Here is a 19,307-nt window from a genome sequence, read left to right on the forward strand (position 1 = left end):
TTCTGGCTCTTTTGGATCTTCCGGTTTCACTTCTGGTTCTTTTGGATCTTCCGGTTTCACTTCTGGCTCTTTTGGATTTTCCGGTTTCACTTCCGACTCTTTCGGCTTAATTGAGACTGTTGGTTCAAGCGGTTGATTTATTCCATCATCAACAATCGCTCTATTCACAATTTCTTCACCGGCTTTTTCTTTTACTTTCACTTTAAAAGTAATGTTTCTTTCTTTTGTATCTATAATATTTTCGTACTTTGCAGTTAGCTTTCCATTCTCTACTTTTACTTCTATTGCGTCTTTGGCTTTTACGCTATTTTTCACATACTCTAAGCCAGTTGGTAATTGATCCTCAATTTTCACCTCTGCTAGCTTTCCGTTTTCTACCGTATTTTTAAAGCTAATTCGGTATTCGACCTCTTCTCCTAGCTTCGGTTCTTTATTACTTACTTCTTTTTTTGCTTCAAGCATACCATCTTTATACTGCGGTGTTATTGAAACAATCGGTTCTTCTGGTTGGTTTATTGTATCTCCCACAATCGCCGTATTCACGATATCCTCACCAATTTTAAACGTTTCTTTTACCTTCGCCTTAAAAATAACACTACGTTCTTTTCTATCCATAATGTCTATATACGTAGCAGTCACTTTTCCAAACTCCATTTTTAACTCTACTGGATTTGGCTCGGCACCTTCAAATCTAAGGCTGTCTTGCACGTATTCTAAACCGGCTGGAATTTCATCTTCTACCTTAACCACGGCTATTTTTCCGTTTTCTACCTTATTTTTAAAGGTAATTCGATATTCTACTTCTTCTCCTAGCTTCGGTTCTTTGTTACTTACCGTCTTCGTTGCTTTTAACTTACCATCTTTATATTCTGGCTTTATTGTCGCTGTCGGTTCCGTAACTGGATGGTTCGGATCATCCACATGAATAATCGCTTTATTTGTTATTTCCCCTCCAACTTTTACTGTTTCTTTCACCTTCACTTTAAAGATGATACTTCTTTCTTTCGTATCCATAATATCTGAATACTTCACTATTACTTTTCCATTCTCTACTTTAAGCTCTGTTGGTGCAGGCTTGTCACCTACAGCTTCCAAACTATCTTGCACATATTCTAAACCGGCTGGAATCTCATCTTCAATTTTCACATCAACTAACTTCCCGCCATCCACTGTGCCGTTAAAAATAATTCGATATTCGATTTCTTCTCCTAGTTTCGGTTCATGATTACTTACTTCTTTCCTTGCTTCTAGTTTCCCATCTTTATATTGCGGCGTAATTGGTATAAGTGGCTCAACTGGCGGAGTCTTCGGATTGTTATCATCTACAATCGCCTTGTTTATAATTTCTTTTCCTACTTGTACCGTTTCTTGTACTCGCACTTTAAAGATGATGCTTCTTTTTTTCGTATCTGTAATTTCCGGATACTTTGCTGTTACTTTTCCATTCTCTACTTTAAGTTCCACTGGATTTGGTTCCGGCCCATCAGACTTTATACTATCTTGTACGTATTCTAAACCGGCTGGAATTTCATCTTCTACCTTCACCTCAGTTAGTTTTCCGTTTTCTACCGTATTTTCAAAGCTAATTCGATATTCTACTTCTTCTCCTAACTTCGGTTCATGATTACTTACTGTTTTTTCTGCTTGTAATGCACCATCTTTATATTGAGGCTGAATAGAGATATTCGGTTGCTCTGGTGGATTTATTGTATCTTCCACAATCGCCTTGTTTACAATCTCTTCGCCTACTTTAGCTTTTTCTTTCACTTTCACTTTAAAGACGATACTTCTTTCTTTCATATCCGTAATTTCTGGATATTCTGCAAGAACGATTCCGTTTTTCACTTTCACATGCAACGGTTTCGGATTCTCTCCCTCGGCTCTTTCACTACCTTCCACAAACTCTAAGCCATTTGGTAATTCATCCTTAATCTTCACCTTCGCTACTTTTCCATGCTCTACTACGTTACGGAAAGTAATTCGATACTCTACTTCTTCTCCTAATTTTGGAGCTGGATTATTTACTGTTTTATCAGCTTTTAGTTTTCCATCCTTATACTCCGGCGTAATAATTGCTTCTGGTTTTTGCGGAGGGTTCTTCGGATTATCATCATCCACAATTGCCGTATTCACGATTTTCTTACCGACTTTCGCTACTTCCGTTACTTTCACTTTAAAGATAATACTACGCTCAGCTGTATCAGTGATATTCTCATACTTCGCTGTAATTTTCCCAGCTTCTTCTTTTAACTCTACTGGATTTGGTTCATTACCTTCTGATTTTAAACTATCCTTCACATACTCTAAACCAGTTGGTAATTGATCCTCAATTTTCACTTCTGCTATTTTTCCGTTTTCTACCGTATTTTTAAAACGAATTTGATACTCTACTTCTTCTCCTAGCTTTGGATCCTTTTTACTTACCTTTTTATCGGCTTTAACTTTACCGTCTTTATGCTGCGGTGTAATATCTACTTCTGGTCGCTCTGGTGGATTTTTTGTATCATCAACAATTGCTTTATTTACAATTGCTTTGTCCACTTCAACTGAATCTTTCACCTTCACTTTAAAGATAATACTTCTTTCTTTCGTGTCAGTAATATTTTCATACTTCGCGGTAACCTTACCCGCTTCTTCTTTCAACTCTACTGGAGCTGGTTTATCTCCTTCTGCTTTTAGACTATCCTTCACGTATTCTAAACCAGACGGAATTTCATCTTCTATCTTCACCTCTGCCAGTTTTCCATCTTTCACCGTATTATGAAATGAAATGCGGTATTCAATTTCTTCCCCCAGCTTTGGATCTTTTTTACTTACCTTTTTATCAGCTTTAACTTTACCCTCTTTATATTGAGGTGTAATTTTAGCTGTCGGTTCAATTATAGGGTGATTTGGATCATCCACATGAATAATCGCTTTATTTGTAACCCCCTTACCTATTGCAACTGAATCTTTCACCTTTACTTTAAAAGCAATACTTCTTTCTTTCGTATCAATAATCTCTGAATATGTTGCGACTACCTTGCCATTTTCTACTTTCAACTCTACTGGTTTCGGCTCGTCACCTTCCGCCTTTTCACTGCCTTGTACAAACTCTAAACCAGCTGGAATTTCATCTTCTATCTTCACCTCTGCTAGCTTTCCATCCTTCACCGTATTATTAAAAATAATTCGATATTCGATTTCCTCTCCTAGCTTCGGTTCGTGATTACTTACTTCTTTTCTTGCCTCAATTTTCCCATCTTTGTATTGCGGTGTAATCGGTACATAAGGCTCTTCTGGTACATTCTTTGTATCATCCACAATCGCCTCATTTACGATTTCTTCCCCCACTTTTACGCTTTCTTTTACCTTCGCTTTAAAGACAATACTTCTTTCCTCTGTATCTGTAATTGCTGGATATTTTGCCATTACCTTATTATTTTTCACCTGTAGCTCTTCTGGTTTCGGTTTAGAACCTTCTGCCGTGATGCTTCCTTCTACATACTCTAAACCATTTGGTAACGTATCCTTTATATTTACCTCTACTAGTTTTCCGTTTTCTACTGTGTTTTTAAAACGAATTCGGTATTCTACTTCTTCTCCTAGTTTTGGTTTATGATTATTCGCCACCTTCTGAGCAACAACTTTACCGTCTTTATATTGCGGAGTAATTTCCACATAAGGTTCTTCTGGCTCATTTTTTGTATCTACTACGATTGCCTTATTGACAATTTCCTTACCTATTTCTGCCTCTTCTTTTACTTTCGCTTTAAAGACAATGCTTCTTTCTTTCGTATCCGTAATTTCTAGATACTTTGCCATTACCTTGCCGTTTTCCACTTTCAGTTCTACTGGATCCGGTTTAGAACCTTCTGCTTTCAAACTGTTCTCCACATACTCTAATCCAGCTGGAATTTCATCTTCTACTTTAACCTCTACTAGTTTTCCGTTTTCTACCGTATTTTTAAAACGAATTCGGTATTCTACTTCTTCTCCTAATTTCGGCTTCTTATTATTTACAAATTTCTCAGCTTTCAGCTTACCGTCTTTATATTCTGGGGTAATCGTTACCTCTGAGGTCGTTGGATTCTTCGTATCATCAACAACTACTTTATTAACAATACCTTCCCCAACTTTGAAGTCTTCTTTTACTTTCGCTTTAAAGATGATACTTCTTTCTTCTCTATCCGTAATCTCTGGATATTTGGCAATTACTTTTCCATCTTTCACTTGCAACTCTACCGGCTCTGGCTTAGCTCCTTCTGCTTTCACACTGTCTTTCACATACTCTAATCCATTCGGTAAATTATCTTCTATTTTCACCTCTGCTAGTTTTCCGTTTTCTACCGTGTTTTTAAAGCTAATTCGGTATTCTACTTCTTCTCCTAACTTCGGTGATGGATTATTTACTACTTTTTTTGCTTCAACTTTTCCATCTTTATGCTGCGGAGTAATTTCTGCCGTCGATGTTTCTGGCTCATTTTTCGTATCATCAATAATTGCTTTATTGACGATTTTTTCACCGATTTTCACTTCAGCTTTTACTTTCACTTTAAAGATGATACTTCTTTCTTCTCTATCCGTAATTGCTGGATATTTCGCCATTATCTTACCGTTTTCAAATTTCAGTTCTACTGAATCTGTTCCGGCACCTTCTGCTTTCAAACTGTTTTCTACATACTCTAAACCTTCTGGTAACGTATCTTCTATTTTTACCTCTGCTAGTTTTCCGTTTTCCACCGTATTTTTAAAGCTAATTCGATATTCTACTTCTTCTCCTAACTTAGGTAATAGATTATTTACTACTTTTTTCGCTTCAAGTTTTCCATCTTTATGCTGCGGAATAATTTCTGCTTTCGGTGTCTCTGGTGGATGTTTCGTATCACTCACAATTGCTTCATTAACAATTGTATCGCTCACGTTACCTTTTACTTTCACTTTAAAGGTAATACTTCTCTCTTTTGTATCCGTAATCTCTGGATACTTCGCCATTACCTTACCGTTTTCAAATTTCAATTCCACCGGATCCGGCTTAGAACCTTCCGCTTGTAAACTACCTTTCACATACTCTAATCCATTTGGTAAATCATCTTTTATTTTTACCTCTGCTAGCTTTCCGTTCTCTACCGTATTCTTAAAGCTAATTCGGTATTCTACTTCTTCTTCTAACTTCGGTGATACATTATTTACTGTCTTTTTCGCTTCAAGTTTTCCATCTTTATACTGAGGAATAATTTCCGCTGTCGGATTAACTGGCTTGTTTTGCGAATCATCAATAGTTGCTTTATTGACGATTTTCTCACCGACTTTTACTTCTTCTTTTACCTTTACTTTAAAAGTAATACTTCTTTCTTCTGTATCCGTAATTGCTGGATACTTTGCCATTACCTTACCATTTTCCACTTTCAACTCTACTGGATTTGGTCCAGCACCTTCTGCTTTCAAACTATTTTCTACATACTCTAAACCTTCTGGTAACGTATCTTCTATTTTAACCTCTGCTAGTTTTCCGTTCTTTACCGTATTTTTAAAGCTAATTCGGTATTCTACTTCTTCTCCTAACTTCGGCGTTTCATTATTTACGCTTTTCTTCGCTTTAATTTTTCCATCTTTATGTAATGGCGTAATTTTTGCTTCTGGCTCTTTCAAATCTTTCGTATCATCAACAATTGCCTTATTGACGATCTCCTTACCTACTTCCGCTTCTTCTTTCACCTTTACTTTAAAGACGATACTTCTTTCTTTCGTATCCGTAATATTTTCGTATTCAGCGATAACTTTTCCATCTTTCACATGTAACTTTACTGGAGTCGGTTTATCGCCTTCTGCCTTTTCACTATCTTTTACATACTCTAAACCGTTAGGAATTGTATCCTCTATTTTTACCTTTTCTAGCCTTCCGTTTTCTACCGTATTCTTAAAGCTAATTCGGTATTCCACTTCTTCTCCTAGTTTTGGTGATGGATTATCTACTACCTTAGCCGCATTAATTATCCCATCTTTATATTGCGGAGTAATTCTTTCTTCCGGCTCAATTGGTTGATGTTTCGTATCATCAACAATTGCTTTATTCACAATTTCTTTACCTACTTCTGCCTCTTCTTTCACCTTTACTTTAAAGACGATACTTCTTTCTTTCGTATCCGTAATATCGATATACTTAGCTTTAACTACTCCATTTTCAACAGCTAATTCTACTGGTTCAGGTGCTTCCCCTTCAGCCTTGATGCTATTTTCTACATATTCAAGACCTTTTGGAATTGTATCTTCCACTCGCACCTCTTCTAGTTTTCCGTTCTCTACCATATTATGAAAACTAATGCGGTACTCAATTTCTTCTTCTAGCTTTGGTTTCTTATTATTAACTACCTTTGTAGCGGCAATTTCCCCTTTTTTACTTTGCGGTGTAATAACAACTTTTGATTCAACAGGCTCATTTTTCGGATCTTTTGCAATTGCTTTATTTACAATTGCCCCCCCTACTTTTGCCGAATCTTTTACTTTCACTTTAAAAACAATACTTCTTTTTTCTGTATCCATAATTTCTGGATACTTTGCAATTACTTTACCATCTTCCATTTTTAGTTCTACTGGCTCTGGTTTGATGCCTTCAGCTTTCAAACTATCTTTTACGTATTCAACATCTTTAGGTAATGTATCTTCTACCAGTACATTTTCTAGTTTTCCGTTTTCTACCGTATTATGAAATGTAATGCGGTACTCCACTTCTTCTCCTAGTTTTGGTGTTTGATTCGTTACACTTTTATCTACATCTACTTTACCGTCTTTATAATCTGGCGTAACCTTTTCTTCTGGATGCTCAGACTGACCATTCGGATCACTCACAACTGCTTTATTAACAATTGTTTCTCCTGCTTTTGCTTCTTCTTTTACTTTCACTTTAAAAATGATGCTTCGCTCTTTTGTATCCGTAATCTCTGGGTATTTTATGATTATTTTACCATTTTCTACTTTTAACTCTACTGGACTTGGTCCAGCACCTTCAGCTCTCTCACTGCCTGGAACAAATTCCAAGTTAGCTGGAATTTCATCTTCTATTGTAACGGCCTCTAGTTTTCCATTTTCCACCGTATTTTTGAAGCTAATTTGATAATCAAATTCTTCTCCTAGCTTCGGCTTCTTATTTGTTGCTTTTTTCTTTGCATCAATCTTGCCGGCCTTATGCTGCGGTGTAATCTTTTCTTCTATATTCTTTGGTGGATTTGTTTTATCACTAACAATTGCTTTATTAACAATTTCTTCACCAATTTTTGCAGTTTCTTTTACTTTTGTTTTAAAAACAATACTTCTTTCTTCCATATCCGTAATTGCTGGATACTTTGCAATAATTTTTCCGTTTTCAAATTTCAGTTCTACTGGCTCTGGCTGTACACCTTCAGCTTTCAAACTGTCTTTCACAAACTCAAGACTACTCGGTAATTCGTCTTCAATCGTCAATACATCTAGACGTCCATCTTTAACTTTATTTTTAAATGTAATACGATACTCTACCTCATCACCTAACTTCGGTGATTTATTATAAGCTATTTTTCTCGCTTCTATTTCTCCAGGAACCTCTTTTGGAATCGTAACCGTAACATTTGCATCGTCTTCACTCTCATACTTTATCTCGGCACTATCTTGTCCCTTTACAGCAACGACGTTTTTTACTGTTGTATCTGATTTTATAGATTCTTTCACTTTCACCTTAAATGTAAGAACGGCACTTTCACCAGGCTGTAAAACACCACCGTCTTTAGCATCTGCCCCTTCACCAATACGAAAATCAATTTGATTATTTACAAACTCTGCTTCATCATCATTCGCATCATCAGTTTTTTGCCCTTTATTACTACCAGTAACATATTGAATGGACCCCGGGACGTACTCTAAGTGATCATCTAATTTATCAAAACCTTTTACATTAGATACCGGCGCTTGATTGTTCTTCGTATCATTTTTCACTTCAATTTGGTACGTAATCTCTTCGCCAGCTTTAACTTCCTTAATTTCTTTTCCGGCGCTATCTAACGCCTTTTTATCAACTTGTAAGTTTGGTGCATTATGCTCTGTGACGAATGTGGTATTGTTTAGTACGTAAATATCACCGCCACCACCGTATGCTCTAAAACGCAGCTTTCCTTCTTTTAGATCATTTTTCACTTGTTTTGGACCTTCAAGATGATACGTATGAATATCAGTACTAAATGAATTTGTCCAATCTGGGTTATATCCCGGATATTTTTTTGTAACAAACTCGTTAGTACCATCCACTTGTACTTCTGTCATAGACGAGTCATTAACATCATTATCTTTACCGTTAATATTTTTTAACTTTTGATATCCTAATCCAAAGTCATATTCTCCATAATCATAGGCATATCCATCATTATCAGCAGGATCTCCTTGTGACGAGAAATAACTAAATTTCGCCTTAAAAGCCCCTTCTTTCGGTGTGTTTATTTTATTAACATTAATATCTGCCCAAGCTGTACTTTTTTGAGAAACTAAACCTTCCCAAACTTTCATATCTTTTACGGTTTCTTTATAGTTTTCATAGACTAATATAAGATTCCAGTTGCCCCAGTAGTAGCCACTACCCTTTTCATATTTAATTTGTGGTACATTCGCAACTGTCACCGTTTGAGAAATGCCTTGTTTTGCAATTACATTCGTCACATCAGCATATGCAACATATCCTGCACCACTGCTGTAGTGATTTGCAATATACGGTAAATAGTCTGCTTTTCGTATACTATCGGCACTTATTTCAGCGTATTGCTTATTTCCCATTTTCATTTTAACGGGCTGTCTTACATCTTCATCGCTAACTCTATAATCTGGCCTTGCATCACCTGGAGTCCCCATAGCTGCTGTCCAAAATAAATACGCCTTTTTCACTTTACTTCCAGCAGGGATGTTAGGAAAAGCACCTGTTGATGAATTAAATGTAGTATCATCATTATCAACATCTACAGCTTGTTTATTTATTTTTCCGCCCACACTTTGCCTAGTATAATGATTATCTGTTAACCCAAGTGTCACATTACCAGTCTGTACTAAATTACCAGCAGTAATTACAGAATACAGTGGATCTCCAAACCCTTGCTTATCTCCTACCTGAATTTGAACCTTTGAAGCATTCTCTGACGCAGCTTGTACTTCTTCTGCATCACTCTGCTTTGCTACCTCTTTTTCTGGCTGTTTCTCAGCTTCAGTTACTGGTTGCTTTACCAATTCTGTGTTGGATGTAGGTTTATTTGTATCTTCTACAGATACTTTTAGCTTTTCATCAACTTTTTTAGTTGTATTATTAACAGATGGGACTACTGATTTCTTACTACTGTCAGCCTCATCATCAGCAGTAGCTTCTACCTTGTCTTCAGAAGGAATCCCTTCCACATCAAAGGACATGCTCCCTATTTGTACTTGATCTTTTTGTACACTAATCTTTTGTTTGTATTCTTTATTAAAATGCTGCGTGCGACTAGCTTTTATTAACACAGTCATTTTTTCGTGTGATTTTAAATCTCGAATTTTAAGATTAGAAGAAAGAAGCTTTCCTCCCTTATCTTTTTCCTCTACATAGAAATCCGCTACTTTATTTTCAGGTAACTTCTCTCCGTTTACTTTCATAGATTGCGAGAGGAACGTAATTTCATTTTCATGATTTTGTTTAAGTACCAATTCTTGAATTGGTGTATCTCCCGTATTTTCAATCGTATATTGAAATACGTGCTCCCTCTCAGCTACTTCTCCCCTATATATTTCAGCATTTACTTGCTCTGCCTTAATTCTCACATCATTTCCTTGTAACTCATCCCAGCTCTTCTTATGTATCTCTGCAAAAGCACTAGGTGAAGGCAAGGTGATGGATAGGAGAAGTGCGATTATTGTTACGACATTAAAACACTTCAACGATTTCTTCATATTTTTTACCTTTCTCCTTTCTATATATTTGCTATCCGTCTACTTATAGACGAAAACATAACAATATATATCCACTCGCAACAATCCGTCCTATGAAAATCTATCGTTGAAATCTTTATTTCACAATATAAATCTCATAGAATATTACTATTTTAATTTATCAAAAATAGTATATATATCGGATACTCATATAAACCTCTACCACTTTTTACTTATAGTAAAAATCCCCTATGATATAGGTTTATATAACAGTTTAAGGATACATAAAAATCTTAACATACTCCCTAATCTATTTATACAAGCAATAGGAAATTTACCATTTTTTACTTATTTCAGTTTGTTATTTATCATTAAAATTTTCGAAAAACAGTAACCGTTACATGTAAAAATATGTTATATTTTTAACATAGGAACAAACGTTCTCGTTTTGGAGGAATTTTTTATGATAAACGAACCAATTATAGTAAAAAAAGAAGCTTTCCAAGCAATAGGCATTTCGATTACGACGACCAACGAAAAAGAGACATCTACTGAAGGAAAAATTCCTGGTCTTTGGAATCGCTACTTCCAAGAACAAATCATGCATCACATCCCAAATCAACAAACGAAAGAAACATTCGCTTTTTACTCAAACTACGAATCAGATGAAACTGGTACATATCAATTCACAATTGGTATGCCCGTTTCTTCATTAGAAGACGTTCCTGAAAATATGACAACTTTAACAATACCTGCCGCTACGTATGCGGTATTTACAACGAGAAAAGGACCAGTTGCTGAAGTCGTTTGCGAAGCTTGGGAATATATTTGGAAATGGTCAAAAGAAAACAAACGTGCTTTCACAATAGACTTCGAGCTATACGATGAAAAAGCAACAGATCCAAACAACGCACAATTGGATATTTATATTGCATTAGCCTAAACGACAAAAGAGAAGATACCATTTGGTATCTTCTCTTTTGTCGTTAAATAGCCACTGTGCAAATCCAGCATAATTGTCTACAATGAGAAAGTGCAGTATAGAAATATTAGAAACTGTATAAAGTGAAACTATACTCAGTGGTAGGGGGGATTCATCCCCCACCACTGAGTATTAGTTGAACCAATCGGACGTTTACGGGCAGTTAGTCTCCCACCTAACTTCTTTGCTCGAGCCAAATTTTGAGGTGGGAGTTTTACTGCCCGTTAACGCGGGATAAAGTGATTGTTAACAAGTTTTTTAGTTTAAATTTGTCGCATAGAAAGGAAGCAATATGGAGGAACTACAACAAAATAAATCTGCTTTAGAAGGAAGCGGAAAACCGTTATTAAAAAATACGAATTTCCTTTTTCTTTGGGCAGCTACTCTTTTTTCAAGTTTCGCTTTAGCCTTTTTTACTTTTTCACAAACGTGGTACATAGCAAAAACATTAAACCTTGAGGCATCACTCGGTGTTGTTTTCGTAGCTCTTAGTGTTCCAAGGCTTATTTTTATGATTATCGGCGGCGCTGTAGCTGATAAATTCCCGAAAAAAAACATTATGTTTTATTCTAATATTGTTCGTGCTATTCTTGTCGCAACCATCCTTACATGGTTTATCGTAGGTGATGTAACACTATATACATTTGCTTTATTCGCTCTATTCTTCGGGCTTGCTGATGCTTTTTTCTGGTCAGCTGATGGATCTATCTTGCCTGAACTTGTAGAAAAAAGCCGTTTAACACAAGCAAACTCACTTACACAAATGACAAACCAAGCATCGGTCATCTTAGGCCCTGTACTTGGCGGCATTCTTATCAAATTTACGAACTATGAAACGATTTTCTCAATTACAATTTTATTACTCATTATCGCAGCCATACTCGTTCAAAAAATACAATTTACGATGCCAGAGCAGCAAAATACAGACAAAGGCATGTTCACTTCTATTAAAGAAGGAATTTTATATGTAAAGGACTCGCCATTCCTTTCAACTTTCCTTATTTGTAGCGCCTTTCTAAACTTATTTTTAATCGGTCCGATGCAAGTCGGTTTCCCGCTTTTCGTTAAAAATGTTCTGCATGGTGACTCGCTTCAGTTTAGTTACTTAGAAGCATCTGTAGGTGGCGGTATGGCGATAGGTGCTGTCATTGTCGGTTTAAAAAATATTAATCGTAGACGCGGTCTATTTTGCATTATCATGATGCTACTGTCTGGTGTATTCTTCTTATCCATCAACTTTAGCACTGTACTATGGCAAGCATTATTAGCTGGCATGTTTTATGGTATTACAATCGCAATGGCTATCGTTCCACTTATGGCGATGATTCAATCGACAGTAAAAGAAGAAATGATGGGACGCGTAATGAGTTTGCTTATGCTATCATCAATGGGCTTTATCCCGCTTTCTTATGCATTCACATCCATCGCGCTTGCAATTGGAATTCCAATCGTAACCGTTATGAAAAGTGGTGCAATCGCCGTTATCGTCTTCGTACTATTTGTAGCGATTCGTGTTCCAGTTGTAAGAAAGTTTGATTAACTACTTGGAGTCATGCGTTATACGCATGGCTCCTTTTTAAACGGATCAAATAACGGTATCCCCTTACTTCTTCTCAGTGCTGCTCCCCATTCTAATCCAACTTCTAAAAATAAATCCCGCACTGTACTATATAAAAGAGCCTTCACATTTTTACGGATTTCTCCGTATTTATACGCTCTCACAACACTTTTCACGCGCCAAATGAAATTTCCATACACTTCTTCATCAGCTAATATTTGCTCCAGTAAAACACCTTGCTCTAGTAACCCACTCTTTTTATATGCAAGTTCCACCTTACTCCAAAATATATTGATCTTCTTCGGATTACTCGTCATCGGTAGAAGTGCATATATAAAAGGCTTCGGTATATCATGACGGCAATACGTCTCATCAAGCTCGTACGTTCCTTTTCTATTCTCTTTTATTTGTGGAAAGTTTTTAAAAAGAATTGTTTCCCCCTCATTTTTTTGCTCATTTTTACTACAGCCAGCTGCATCATTCTCACTTTCACATGCGGACATTTTCATACGGTCATCCATGCGGTCAATTGCAGATGTAAGAAAAACATATAAGTTCGCACTATATCCGCCTCGCCTATGTCTTTCTTTTGTTGCAACACGCTTTATAATTCCTAATTCCTCTAACTTTGCAATGGAGCGACGTACTGTACGAATACTTTTTCCAACATTTGTAGCAATTGTCTCCATTAACGGACAAGCAACTCCCACTGTTTTCTGTTTCTCATTCACTGCATACTTTCCTAAAAAATAAATAATGATAGCATCCGTTTTATTTAATTGAAATTGATAATGTTTCAAAACTTGTTTTTGATATGTATTAAACTCTTCTTTACTTCGAAATTCACTATATGGTTTCATTAAGTTATATAAGCTTCCCATTTTTATCACCTCATTTATAAGTAAGAGGCAGGAAGGGAATTTGGCGTGCTATTTAATATTTTTTTAGTGGAGATGAAAATATGATCGTAATTAGCGCTCGTTTAGGTGGTATTGCTTGTCGGTATGATGGAAATGACAATCTCGTTTCAAAAATAGAGGATTTGCTGCAACAAGAAGAGACACTACTCATTTGCCCTGAAGTATTAGGAGGATTGCCAACGCCTCGTCCCTCAGCTGAAATTATTGGCGGGAATGGCGATGACGTTTTGGATGGAAAAGCAAAAGTGATGACAAAAGATGGGGAAGATGTCACGGAAGCTTTCGTAAATGGTGCTTATAAAGCATTAGAACAAATGAAAGATTTGCGCCCAGAATATATTATTTTAAAAGAACGCAGTCCCTCTTGTGGTAGTTCTACAATTTATACGGGAGAATTTAACGGAAATAAACAAACTGGTTACGGGGTAACAACTGCTTTATTCAAAAGACATGGATTGAAAGTCATTTCAGAAGAGGATTTTGAGAATATAAAGTGAAACTTTAATCAGTGGGGGTTTTCTTCATCCCCCAATGATTATTAGTTGAACCAATCGGACTTTTATGGGCAGTTGATCCCACCTAACTTCTTTGCTTTTGCTGAATTTTGAGGTGGGGGTCTTACTGCCCATTAAAGCGGGATAAAAAGGAATTGACCCTGTTCGTCAATTCCTTTTTTCTGTCTTATTTCACATTTAATTTTTCTTTCACTTTCGCTGGAAGCTCGTCTTTCTTCACTTCTTCCCAAGCTGTTACACCTTTTTTATCTGAGTGGTATACGCGTAAGAATGCTTCTTTACGAAGGTTTTTTTGTGCCATAAATTCTAATTCTTTTTCTTTACCTTCTTTATCAAATCCAGTTAATTTATATTGGTAATCTTTATATGGTTCACCATTATCAGATTTACCATTATACTCTTTTCCATCTACTGTAATTTGAACGTAGTACTCATCTTTACCCATACGATTTAAATCACAGCCAACTAAAAGACTCGCGAATACAACTAAAATACTAAAAAGTGCAATATATCTTTTCATTTCCTTCACCTCATGTGTTTTTCTTATATTGTTATCTTAAAGCCCAGAGCTTAAAGAAGAAATTCAAAAACATGACATGAACATTACACTTTTGTAAGATATTAATTATTTCTTCACTTTAGAAACCGTCATCCCGTCACCAATTGGAATAAGTACAGATTCTAAATTCGGATGAGCTGCTACTACTTCATTAAACTTCTTCATAACTTCTGTATAACGTTTTTGTTTCGCACCTTCATCAGCTACACTACCACCAGCTAGAACATTATCTGTAACAATTAAAGCCCCTGGCTTAGCAAGCTTAATGCAGTACGTCAAGTAATTTTCATAATTCTCCTTATCAGCATCGATAAAGAAGAAATCAAATTGTTTATTACCTGCAGCTAATATTTCAAGACTTTGTAAGGTAGCACCAGTCATATACGACACTTGTTTTCCAAATCCCGCTTTATGTAGATTGCGGTGCGCTACCTTTGCATATTTTTCTTCTAGTTCCAGTGAAGTTAACGTCCCCTCTTCTCCAAAACCTTTCGCAAGACAAATTCCGCTATACCCACCTAATGCACCTATTTCTAAAATATCTTTCGCTCCAGAAATAGAAACTAACATCGTCAAAAGTTTACCAGAAGAAGGCGATACCGATATGGGCGGCATTTCGTTTTCTTTTATGGAAGCAATCACTTCATCCAAAAGTGTATCTTGACCACAAAATACGGAATCAATATAACGATTAATTTGTTTCATCAGATGCAGTCCCTTTCTCTAAATCTGCCTGCTCATCTAACATAGGCGCTTCTTCTGTTTCACTCTCATGTATTTCAAATAGTTGTGTAAATTCATTAATAACCATATCAATTGCCTTTAATTCCCCAATTAAAATTTGCTGAATAGACTGGAATTCTGGCTCACTTAACTGTTGTTTAATTGTCGTTCGTTTCAAATTCATCATTTCTAAAAAAGCAATTGCTCTCCCGCGTCGAAATGTTTTCGGCCCGCGATGATGCGATCCATCTCTCCCTTTATGACGCTCACCACGGTGGTGTCCTTCTTTCATGAACTTATCTTTTCTCATTTCAAATCCCCCTTTGTATACAAATGTATACGTTTATTTTATTAATCACAAGTGTATACGTTCGTATACATAATGTCAAAAGAAAAAGCCTTAAGGGAGATGAATTTTATCATTCATCTCCCTTAAGGCTTTTTCTCCACTATCTCTTTACTACCAATTTTTTATGTACCGATTACCGCCAATAACGTCTTTCACGCCAGTTTCGCCACTTATCATGGGCTTTATCACGTAATTTCCTTATACCGTTTATTACACCTTCTATTATGCATTCTATTATAATATCTATCACAATGTATCTTATAAATCTAAAAATAGGACCTATAATGTACTTCAATATAAATTCAAAAATATTTTCCAGCATATATCCTCTCTTTCTGCCCCTCAATTATAACTCGAAAAAAGAGAACTTTAAAAGAAGCTCAAATAACTAGCAATGAATGAATTGAACAACCTAAAGCTACTTTAGCAGTTTCGTTTTCAATATGTGAAAAGAAATTTCTAAATGATGAAGTGACTATATATTGTTTTCTAACTTTTGAGCAAAAGTTTTTTACATAAGTTTCATTTTGGACTTTTACGCCAAAAGAAAAGACCTCCTTAACGATTGCATTCCATCGCTAAAAAGGTCTTTTTCTATTTCACCTAAAAACTTAGCACTCTTCTGGCTTACCAGCATTCGTCGCTGTACGGAAAGATGATCCACATCCGCATGATGCGATTGCGTTTGGATTGTCGATTGTGAATCCGCCGCCAAGCATAGATTGTTTATAATCAATTTTTACTCCTTTAACAATGGGAGCACTTTCTTTATCGATAACAAATTCGACACCGAAAAACTCAAGAACTGTGTCGTCTTCGTTTGGTTCTACTTCAAATCCTAAGCCGTAAGAAAGACCACTACATCCGCCGCCATGTACAGCAAGGCGCACGTACTTCTCTCCATCCTCAGCATCTTTTAACATATCTTTAATTTGAAAAGCTGCTTGTTCTGTAACTTCAATCATGAAATACACCATCCTTTCTGTTCTCATTCTATTATACATCTTTACGCTTCTATCTTGTACTCATACACTCCGCGGCAAATTACTTCCGCTGGTCCTTTCATTAACACGTTGCCTTCTTCTGTCCATGCAATCATTAAATCGCCGCCAGCTAAATGAACTGTAATTTCCTTACCACGTTCCATTTTTCCATTTAAAATAGAGGCTACAACTGCAGCACACGCCCCTGTTCCGCAAGCTTGTGTTACACCAGATCCACGTTCCCAAACTCGGAAGTTCATCTCTTCCTCATTTAAGATTTCGATGAATTCAACATTTACTCGTTCCGGGAACATTTCATGTGTCTCAAGGACTGGACCAAGCGTTGTAAGAGGTGCTTGGTCTACATCATCAACAAAAATAACTGCATGCGGATTTCCCATTGAAACAGCTGTAAATGCATAACGATGATTATTGTATAAGAAGTTTTCACGAATAAATGGTGTTTCACCTTCACCAAGCATCGGTATTTCTGCACGTGTTAAACGAGGTGCTCCCATATCGATTTTCGCTAATGTAACTTTCCCTTCTTCTACCGTTACTTCCGCCGTTACAATGCCAGCTAACGTTTCAATTGTGAAAACTGTATCTTCTACTAGTTTATGCTCATACGCATATTTCGCTACGCAGCGTAAACCGTTACCACAGCTCTTTCCTTCTGATCCATCATTATTAAACATGCGCATTTTCACCGGCGCTACGTCAGATGGACAAATTAAAATCATTCCATCTGCTCCAATACCAGTATTAATATTTGAAACCTTTTCCGCCACAAGAGCTAAATCTTCTTCAGGAATTTGTTCTTCAAACATATTTACATATATATAACTATTGCCAAGACCATGCATTTTTGTAAAAGAAAATTGGCTCATTTGTATTCACTCCAAAAATAATTTGTTATTTCAAGTATAAAATGCACGCTTTTAGAACACAATATGAATGTCCCCCGTTTCTCATATTTGACAACATTTGGCGATGAGCCAATCTTGCGCAAATTGTGTAAGAAAAAGCCCTTCTAAAAGGGCCTTTTTTTATTTATATACAATATTATCTCCCTGCGAAAGAAGATTTTATCTCATAGAAAAAGAAAAAGGTGCTGCCGATTGCAACACCTTAAAACATTGGATTTTCATCCAAATACTCATATACATTATTAACAAGTTCTTCTACTGTAGCACCTTGTACTACTTCACCATTTACAAGTGCAAACGGTCCTTCAAAACAAATGCCACAATATCCTAAACAACCATACTCCATTACATCTAAATTCGGATCTTTTTCTAATTTCTCTAAAGCTGCTTGTGAACCACTTGCAAGGTTACCTACACAAAATTCAATTAATGGTTTAATCAAAATTCTCCCCCCTGTACTACAAAACAAATTACTTTCTGACTTCATCTATAAGAAAAAAACTAAGCTGTTTCTTGTTGTTTTCATTACACCTTCTAAACTATTTAGTTACTTCATTATTTCACTTCAAAATAGATGATTCCTTCTATATAACATGCTACTTGCGATGAAATGGTAACTAAATAAGAAAAACAGTTTACTCTACTTTTCTTCTTATTGTACAACAGAGTATTCATTCATGCATTGTTATTTGTTCACAAATTCGATATAATTTGATTGAGTAAAGTCAAAATATTTTATTAATATAAAATTTTATGATTAGGGGATATTTCAACAGAAAAGGGGTAATCCATCATGAAACACCTCGTAATATTAGGTGGCGGCTACGGTGGAATGAGAATTCTGCAGCGGCTACTTCCAAGCAACCAACTTCCAGATGATGTACAAGTGACATTAATCGACAAAGTACCATATCATTGCTTCAAAACTGAATATTATGCATTAGTTGCGGGTACTATTTCAGAAACGCATATTCGTATACCGTTTCCTGAACACCCACGCCTCAATATTCAATACGGCACAGTAACAAATATTGATCTCGAAGAAAAAGCTGTTCATCTCGATGGCGGCGAAGCGATCCAATATGATGATTTAATTATTGGACTTGGCTGTGAGGATAAATACCATAACGTTCCTGGGGCGAAGGAATATACACATAGCCTACAATCGATTGAACAAACACGTAAGACATATGAACAATTAAATAGTCTAGAACCAAATGCAACAGTAGCTGTCGTTGGCGCTGGATTAAGTGGCGTTGAAGTTGCAAGTGAACTTCGCGAGAGTCGTTCTGATTTAAAAATCTACTTATTTGATCGAAAAGATAGAATTCTATTCCCATATCCAGAGAAATTAAGTAGATATGTAGAAGAATGGTTCGTAAAACATAAAGTTACTATCATACGAAACTCTAACATTACAAAAGTAGAGCCAAATATTGTGTACAACCACGATGAACCACTTGAATGTGATGCAATCGTCTGGACAGCTGGTATTCAAGCAAATGAAGTTGTTCGAAACCTTCCAGTTGAACAAGATGGTAGCGGACGGGTTGTTTTAACAAAATATCACAATATTCCAAATAACGAGCATGTATATGTTGTAGGAGATTGTGCAGCACTTCCACACGCACCATCTGCACAACTTGCTGAAGGGCAAGGAGAACAAATTGTCCAAATATTATTAAAACGTTGGAATAATGAACCACTTCCTGACGAACTACCTGTCATTAAATTAAAAGGTGTTCTCGGCTCTCTTGGTAAGAAGCATGGCTTTGGTTTGCTAGCAAACCAACCATTAATGGGACGTGTACCAAGGTTACTAAAATCCGGTATCCTCTGGATGTACAAATATCATAACGGTTAATACTTTACAGGCTGTCTCCTAAGTAGGCAGCCTC

13 protein-coding genes are annotated in these 19,307 nt (G+C 36.3%); 4 read left to right on the forward strand and 9 right to left on the reverse strand.

The window, feature by feature from the left end:
• On the reverse strand, positions 1–9,912 hold a 9,912-nt coding region (locus tag PDQ68_RS26070), incomplete at its 3' end, for an isopeptide-forming domain-containing fimbrial protein (RefSeq protein WP_270787078.1).
• Between the two features lie 442 nt (positions 9,913–10,354).
• Between PDQ68_RS26070 and PDQ68_RS26075 the strand changes: the two genes are divergently transcribed.
• Positions 10,355–10,834 (forward strand): GyrI-like domain-containing protein, encoded by a 480-nt coding sequence (locus PDQ68_RS26075; RefSeq protein WP_061183237.1) that lies wholly within the window; start codon positions 10,355–10,357, stop codon positions 10,832–10,834.
• A 331-nt stretch (positions 10,835–11,165) separates the two neighbouring features.
• Positions 11,166–12,413 carry an MFS transporter gene (locus tag PDQ68_RS26080; RefSeq protein ID WP_016718799.1) on the forward strand — a complete coding sequence of 416 codons (1,248 nt, stop codon included), beginning with the start codon at positions 11,166–11,168 and terminating at the stop codon, positions 12,411–12,413.
• Positions 12,414–12,430: 17 nt separating this feature from the next.
• Here the strand turns inward: PDQ68_RS26080 and PDQ68_RS26085 are convergent, their stop codons facing one another.
• A complete protein-coding gene (locus tag PDQ68_RS26085) occupies positions 12,431–13,312 on the reverse strand; it encodes a helix-turn-helix domain-containing protein (protein ID WP_061183236.1) in 882 nt (293 codons plus the stop codon).
• An 80-nt stretch (positions 13,313–13,392) separates the two neighbouring features.
• On the opposite strand from PDQ68_RS26085, the gene PDQ68_RS26090 reads away from it, so the two are divergent.
• The gene (locus PDQ68_RS26090) at positions 13,393–13,848 is read left to right on the forward strand and encodes a 2-thiouracil desulfurase family protein (protein ID WP_061183235.1); all 456 of its coding nucleotides are present in this window, start codon (positions 13,393–13,395) and stop codon (positions 13,846–13,848) included.
• 184 nt (positions 13,849–14,032) lie between these two features.
• Here the strand turns inward: PDQ68_RS26090 and PDQ68_RS26095 are convergent, their stop codons facing one another.
• From PDQ68_RS26095 to PDQ68_RS26125, 7 genes are all read right to left on the reverse strand, one after another.
• Positions 14,033–14,386 carry a YxeA family protein gene (locus tag PDQ68_RS26095; protein ID WP_016718802.1) on the reverse strand — a complete coding sequence of 118 codons (354 nt, stop codon included), beginning with the start codon at positions 14,384–14,386 and terminating at the stop codon, positions 14,033–14,035.
• 105 nt (positions 14,387–14,491) lie between these two features.
• Complete coding sequence (locus PDQ68_RS26100) at positions 14,492–15,130, reverse strand: O-methyltransferase (protein WP_061183234.1); 639 nt, start codon at positions 15,128–15,130, stop codon at positions 14,492–14,494.
• Positions 15,117–15,458: a hypothetical protein gene (locus PDQ68_RS26105; protein WP_061183233.1), complete on the reverse strand. Its 342-nt coding sequence runs from the start codon at positions 15,456–15,458 to the stop codon at positions 15,117–15,119. Before PDQ68_RS26105 ends, PDQ68_RS26100 begins: the two co-directional genes overlap by 14 nt.
• A gap of 172 nt (positions 15,459–15,630) precedes the next feature.
• Positions 15,631–15,819, reverse strand: a complete 189-nt coding sequence (locus PDQ68_RS26110) for a hypothetical protein (protein ID WP_061183232.1) — start codon at positions 15,817–15,819, stop codon at positions 15,631–15,633.
• Between the two features lie 289 nt (positions 15,820–16,108).
• On the reverse strand, positions 16,109–16,462 hold the full coding sequence (locus PDQ68_RS26115) for a HesB/IscA family protein (RefSeq protein ID WP_000573827.1): 354 nt from the start codon (positions 16,460–16,462) through the stop codon (positions 16,109–16,111).
• Positions 16,463–16,503: 41 nt separating this feature from the next.
• Entirely contained in the window at positions 16,504–17,370 is an 867-nt protein-coding gene (dapF, locus tag PDQ68_RS26120; RefSeq protein WP_000077382.1) for a diaminopimelate epimerase, read from the reverse strand.
• 241 nt (positions 17,371–17,611) lie between these two features.
• Positions 17,612–17,851, reverse strand: coding sequence for a YuzB family protein (locus PDQ68_RS26125; protein WP_000595026.1), 240 nt, complete (start codon positions 17,849–17,851; stop codon positions 17,612–17,614).
• A gap of 351 nt (positions 17,852–18,202) precedes the next feature.
• Between PDQ68_RS26125 and PDQ68_RS26130 the strand changes: the two genes are divergently transcribed.
• Complete coding sequence (locus PDQ68_RS26130) at positions 18,203–19,273, forward strand: NAD(P)/FAD-dependent oxidoreductase (RefSeq protein WP_000682074.1); 1,071 nt, start codon at positions 18,203–18,205, stop codon at positions 19,271–19,273.
• Positions 19,274–19,307: the final 34 nt, after the last annotated feature.

Origin of the sequence: Bacillus cereus group sp. Bc010 (genome assembly GCF_027716745.1) — a bacterium.
GTDB classification, from domain to species: Bacteria; Bacillota; Bacilli; order Bacillales; family Bacillaceae_G; genus Bacillus_A; species Bacillus_A pacificus.

What these genes read in the sequence shown, in the direction of transcription:
- PDQ68_RS26075 (WP_061183237.1), top strand. Translation starts at nt 10,355, where the DNA reads ATGATAAACGAACCAATTATAGTAAAAAAAGAAGCTTTCCAAGCAATA.
- PDQ68_RS26080 (WP_016718799.1), top strand. Translation starts at nt 11,166, where the DNA reads ATGGAGGAACTACAACAAAATAAATCTGCTTTAGAAGGAAGCGGAAAA.
- PDQ68_RS26085 (WP_061183236.1), bottom strand. Translation starts at nt 13,312, where the DNA reads ATGGGAAGCTTATATAACTTAATGAAACCATATAGTGAATTTCGAAGT.
- PDQ68_RS26090 (WP_061183235.1), top strand. Translation starts at nt 13,393, where the DNA reads ATGATCGTAATTAGCGCTCGTTTAGGTGGTATTGCTTGTCGGTATGAT.
- PDQ68_RS26095 (WP_016718802.1), bottom strand. Translation starts at nt 14,386, where the DNA reads ATGAAAAGATATATTGCACTTTTTAGTATTTTAGTTGTATTCGCGAGT.
- PDQ68_RS26100 (WP_061183234.1), bottom strand. Translation starts at nt 15,130, where the DNA reads ATGAAACAAATTAATCGTTATATTGATTCCGTATTTTGTGGTCAAGAT.
- PDQ68_RS26105 (WP_061183233.1), bottom strand. Translation starts at nt 15,458, where the DNA reads ATGAGAAAAGATAAGTTCATGAAAGAAGGACACCACCGTGGTGAGCGT.
- PDQ68_RS26110 (WP_061183232.1), bottom strand. Translation starts at nt 15,819, where the DNA reads ATGCTGGAAAATATTTTTGAATTTATATTGAAGTACATTATAGGTCCT.
- PDQ68_RS26115 (WP_000573827.1), bottom strand. Translation starts at nt 16,462, where the DNA reads ATGATTGAAGTTACAGAACAAGCAGCTTTTCAAATTAAAGATATGTTA.
- dapF (WP_000077382.1), bottom strand. Translation starts at nt 17,370, where the DNA reads ATGAGCCAATTTTCTTTTACAAAAATGCATGGTCTTGGCAATAGTTAT.
- PDQ68_RS26130 (WP_000682074.1), top strand. Translation starts at nt 18,203, where the DNA reads ATGAAACACCTCGTAATATTAGGTGGCGGCTACGGTGGAATGAGAATT.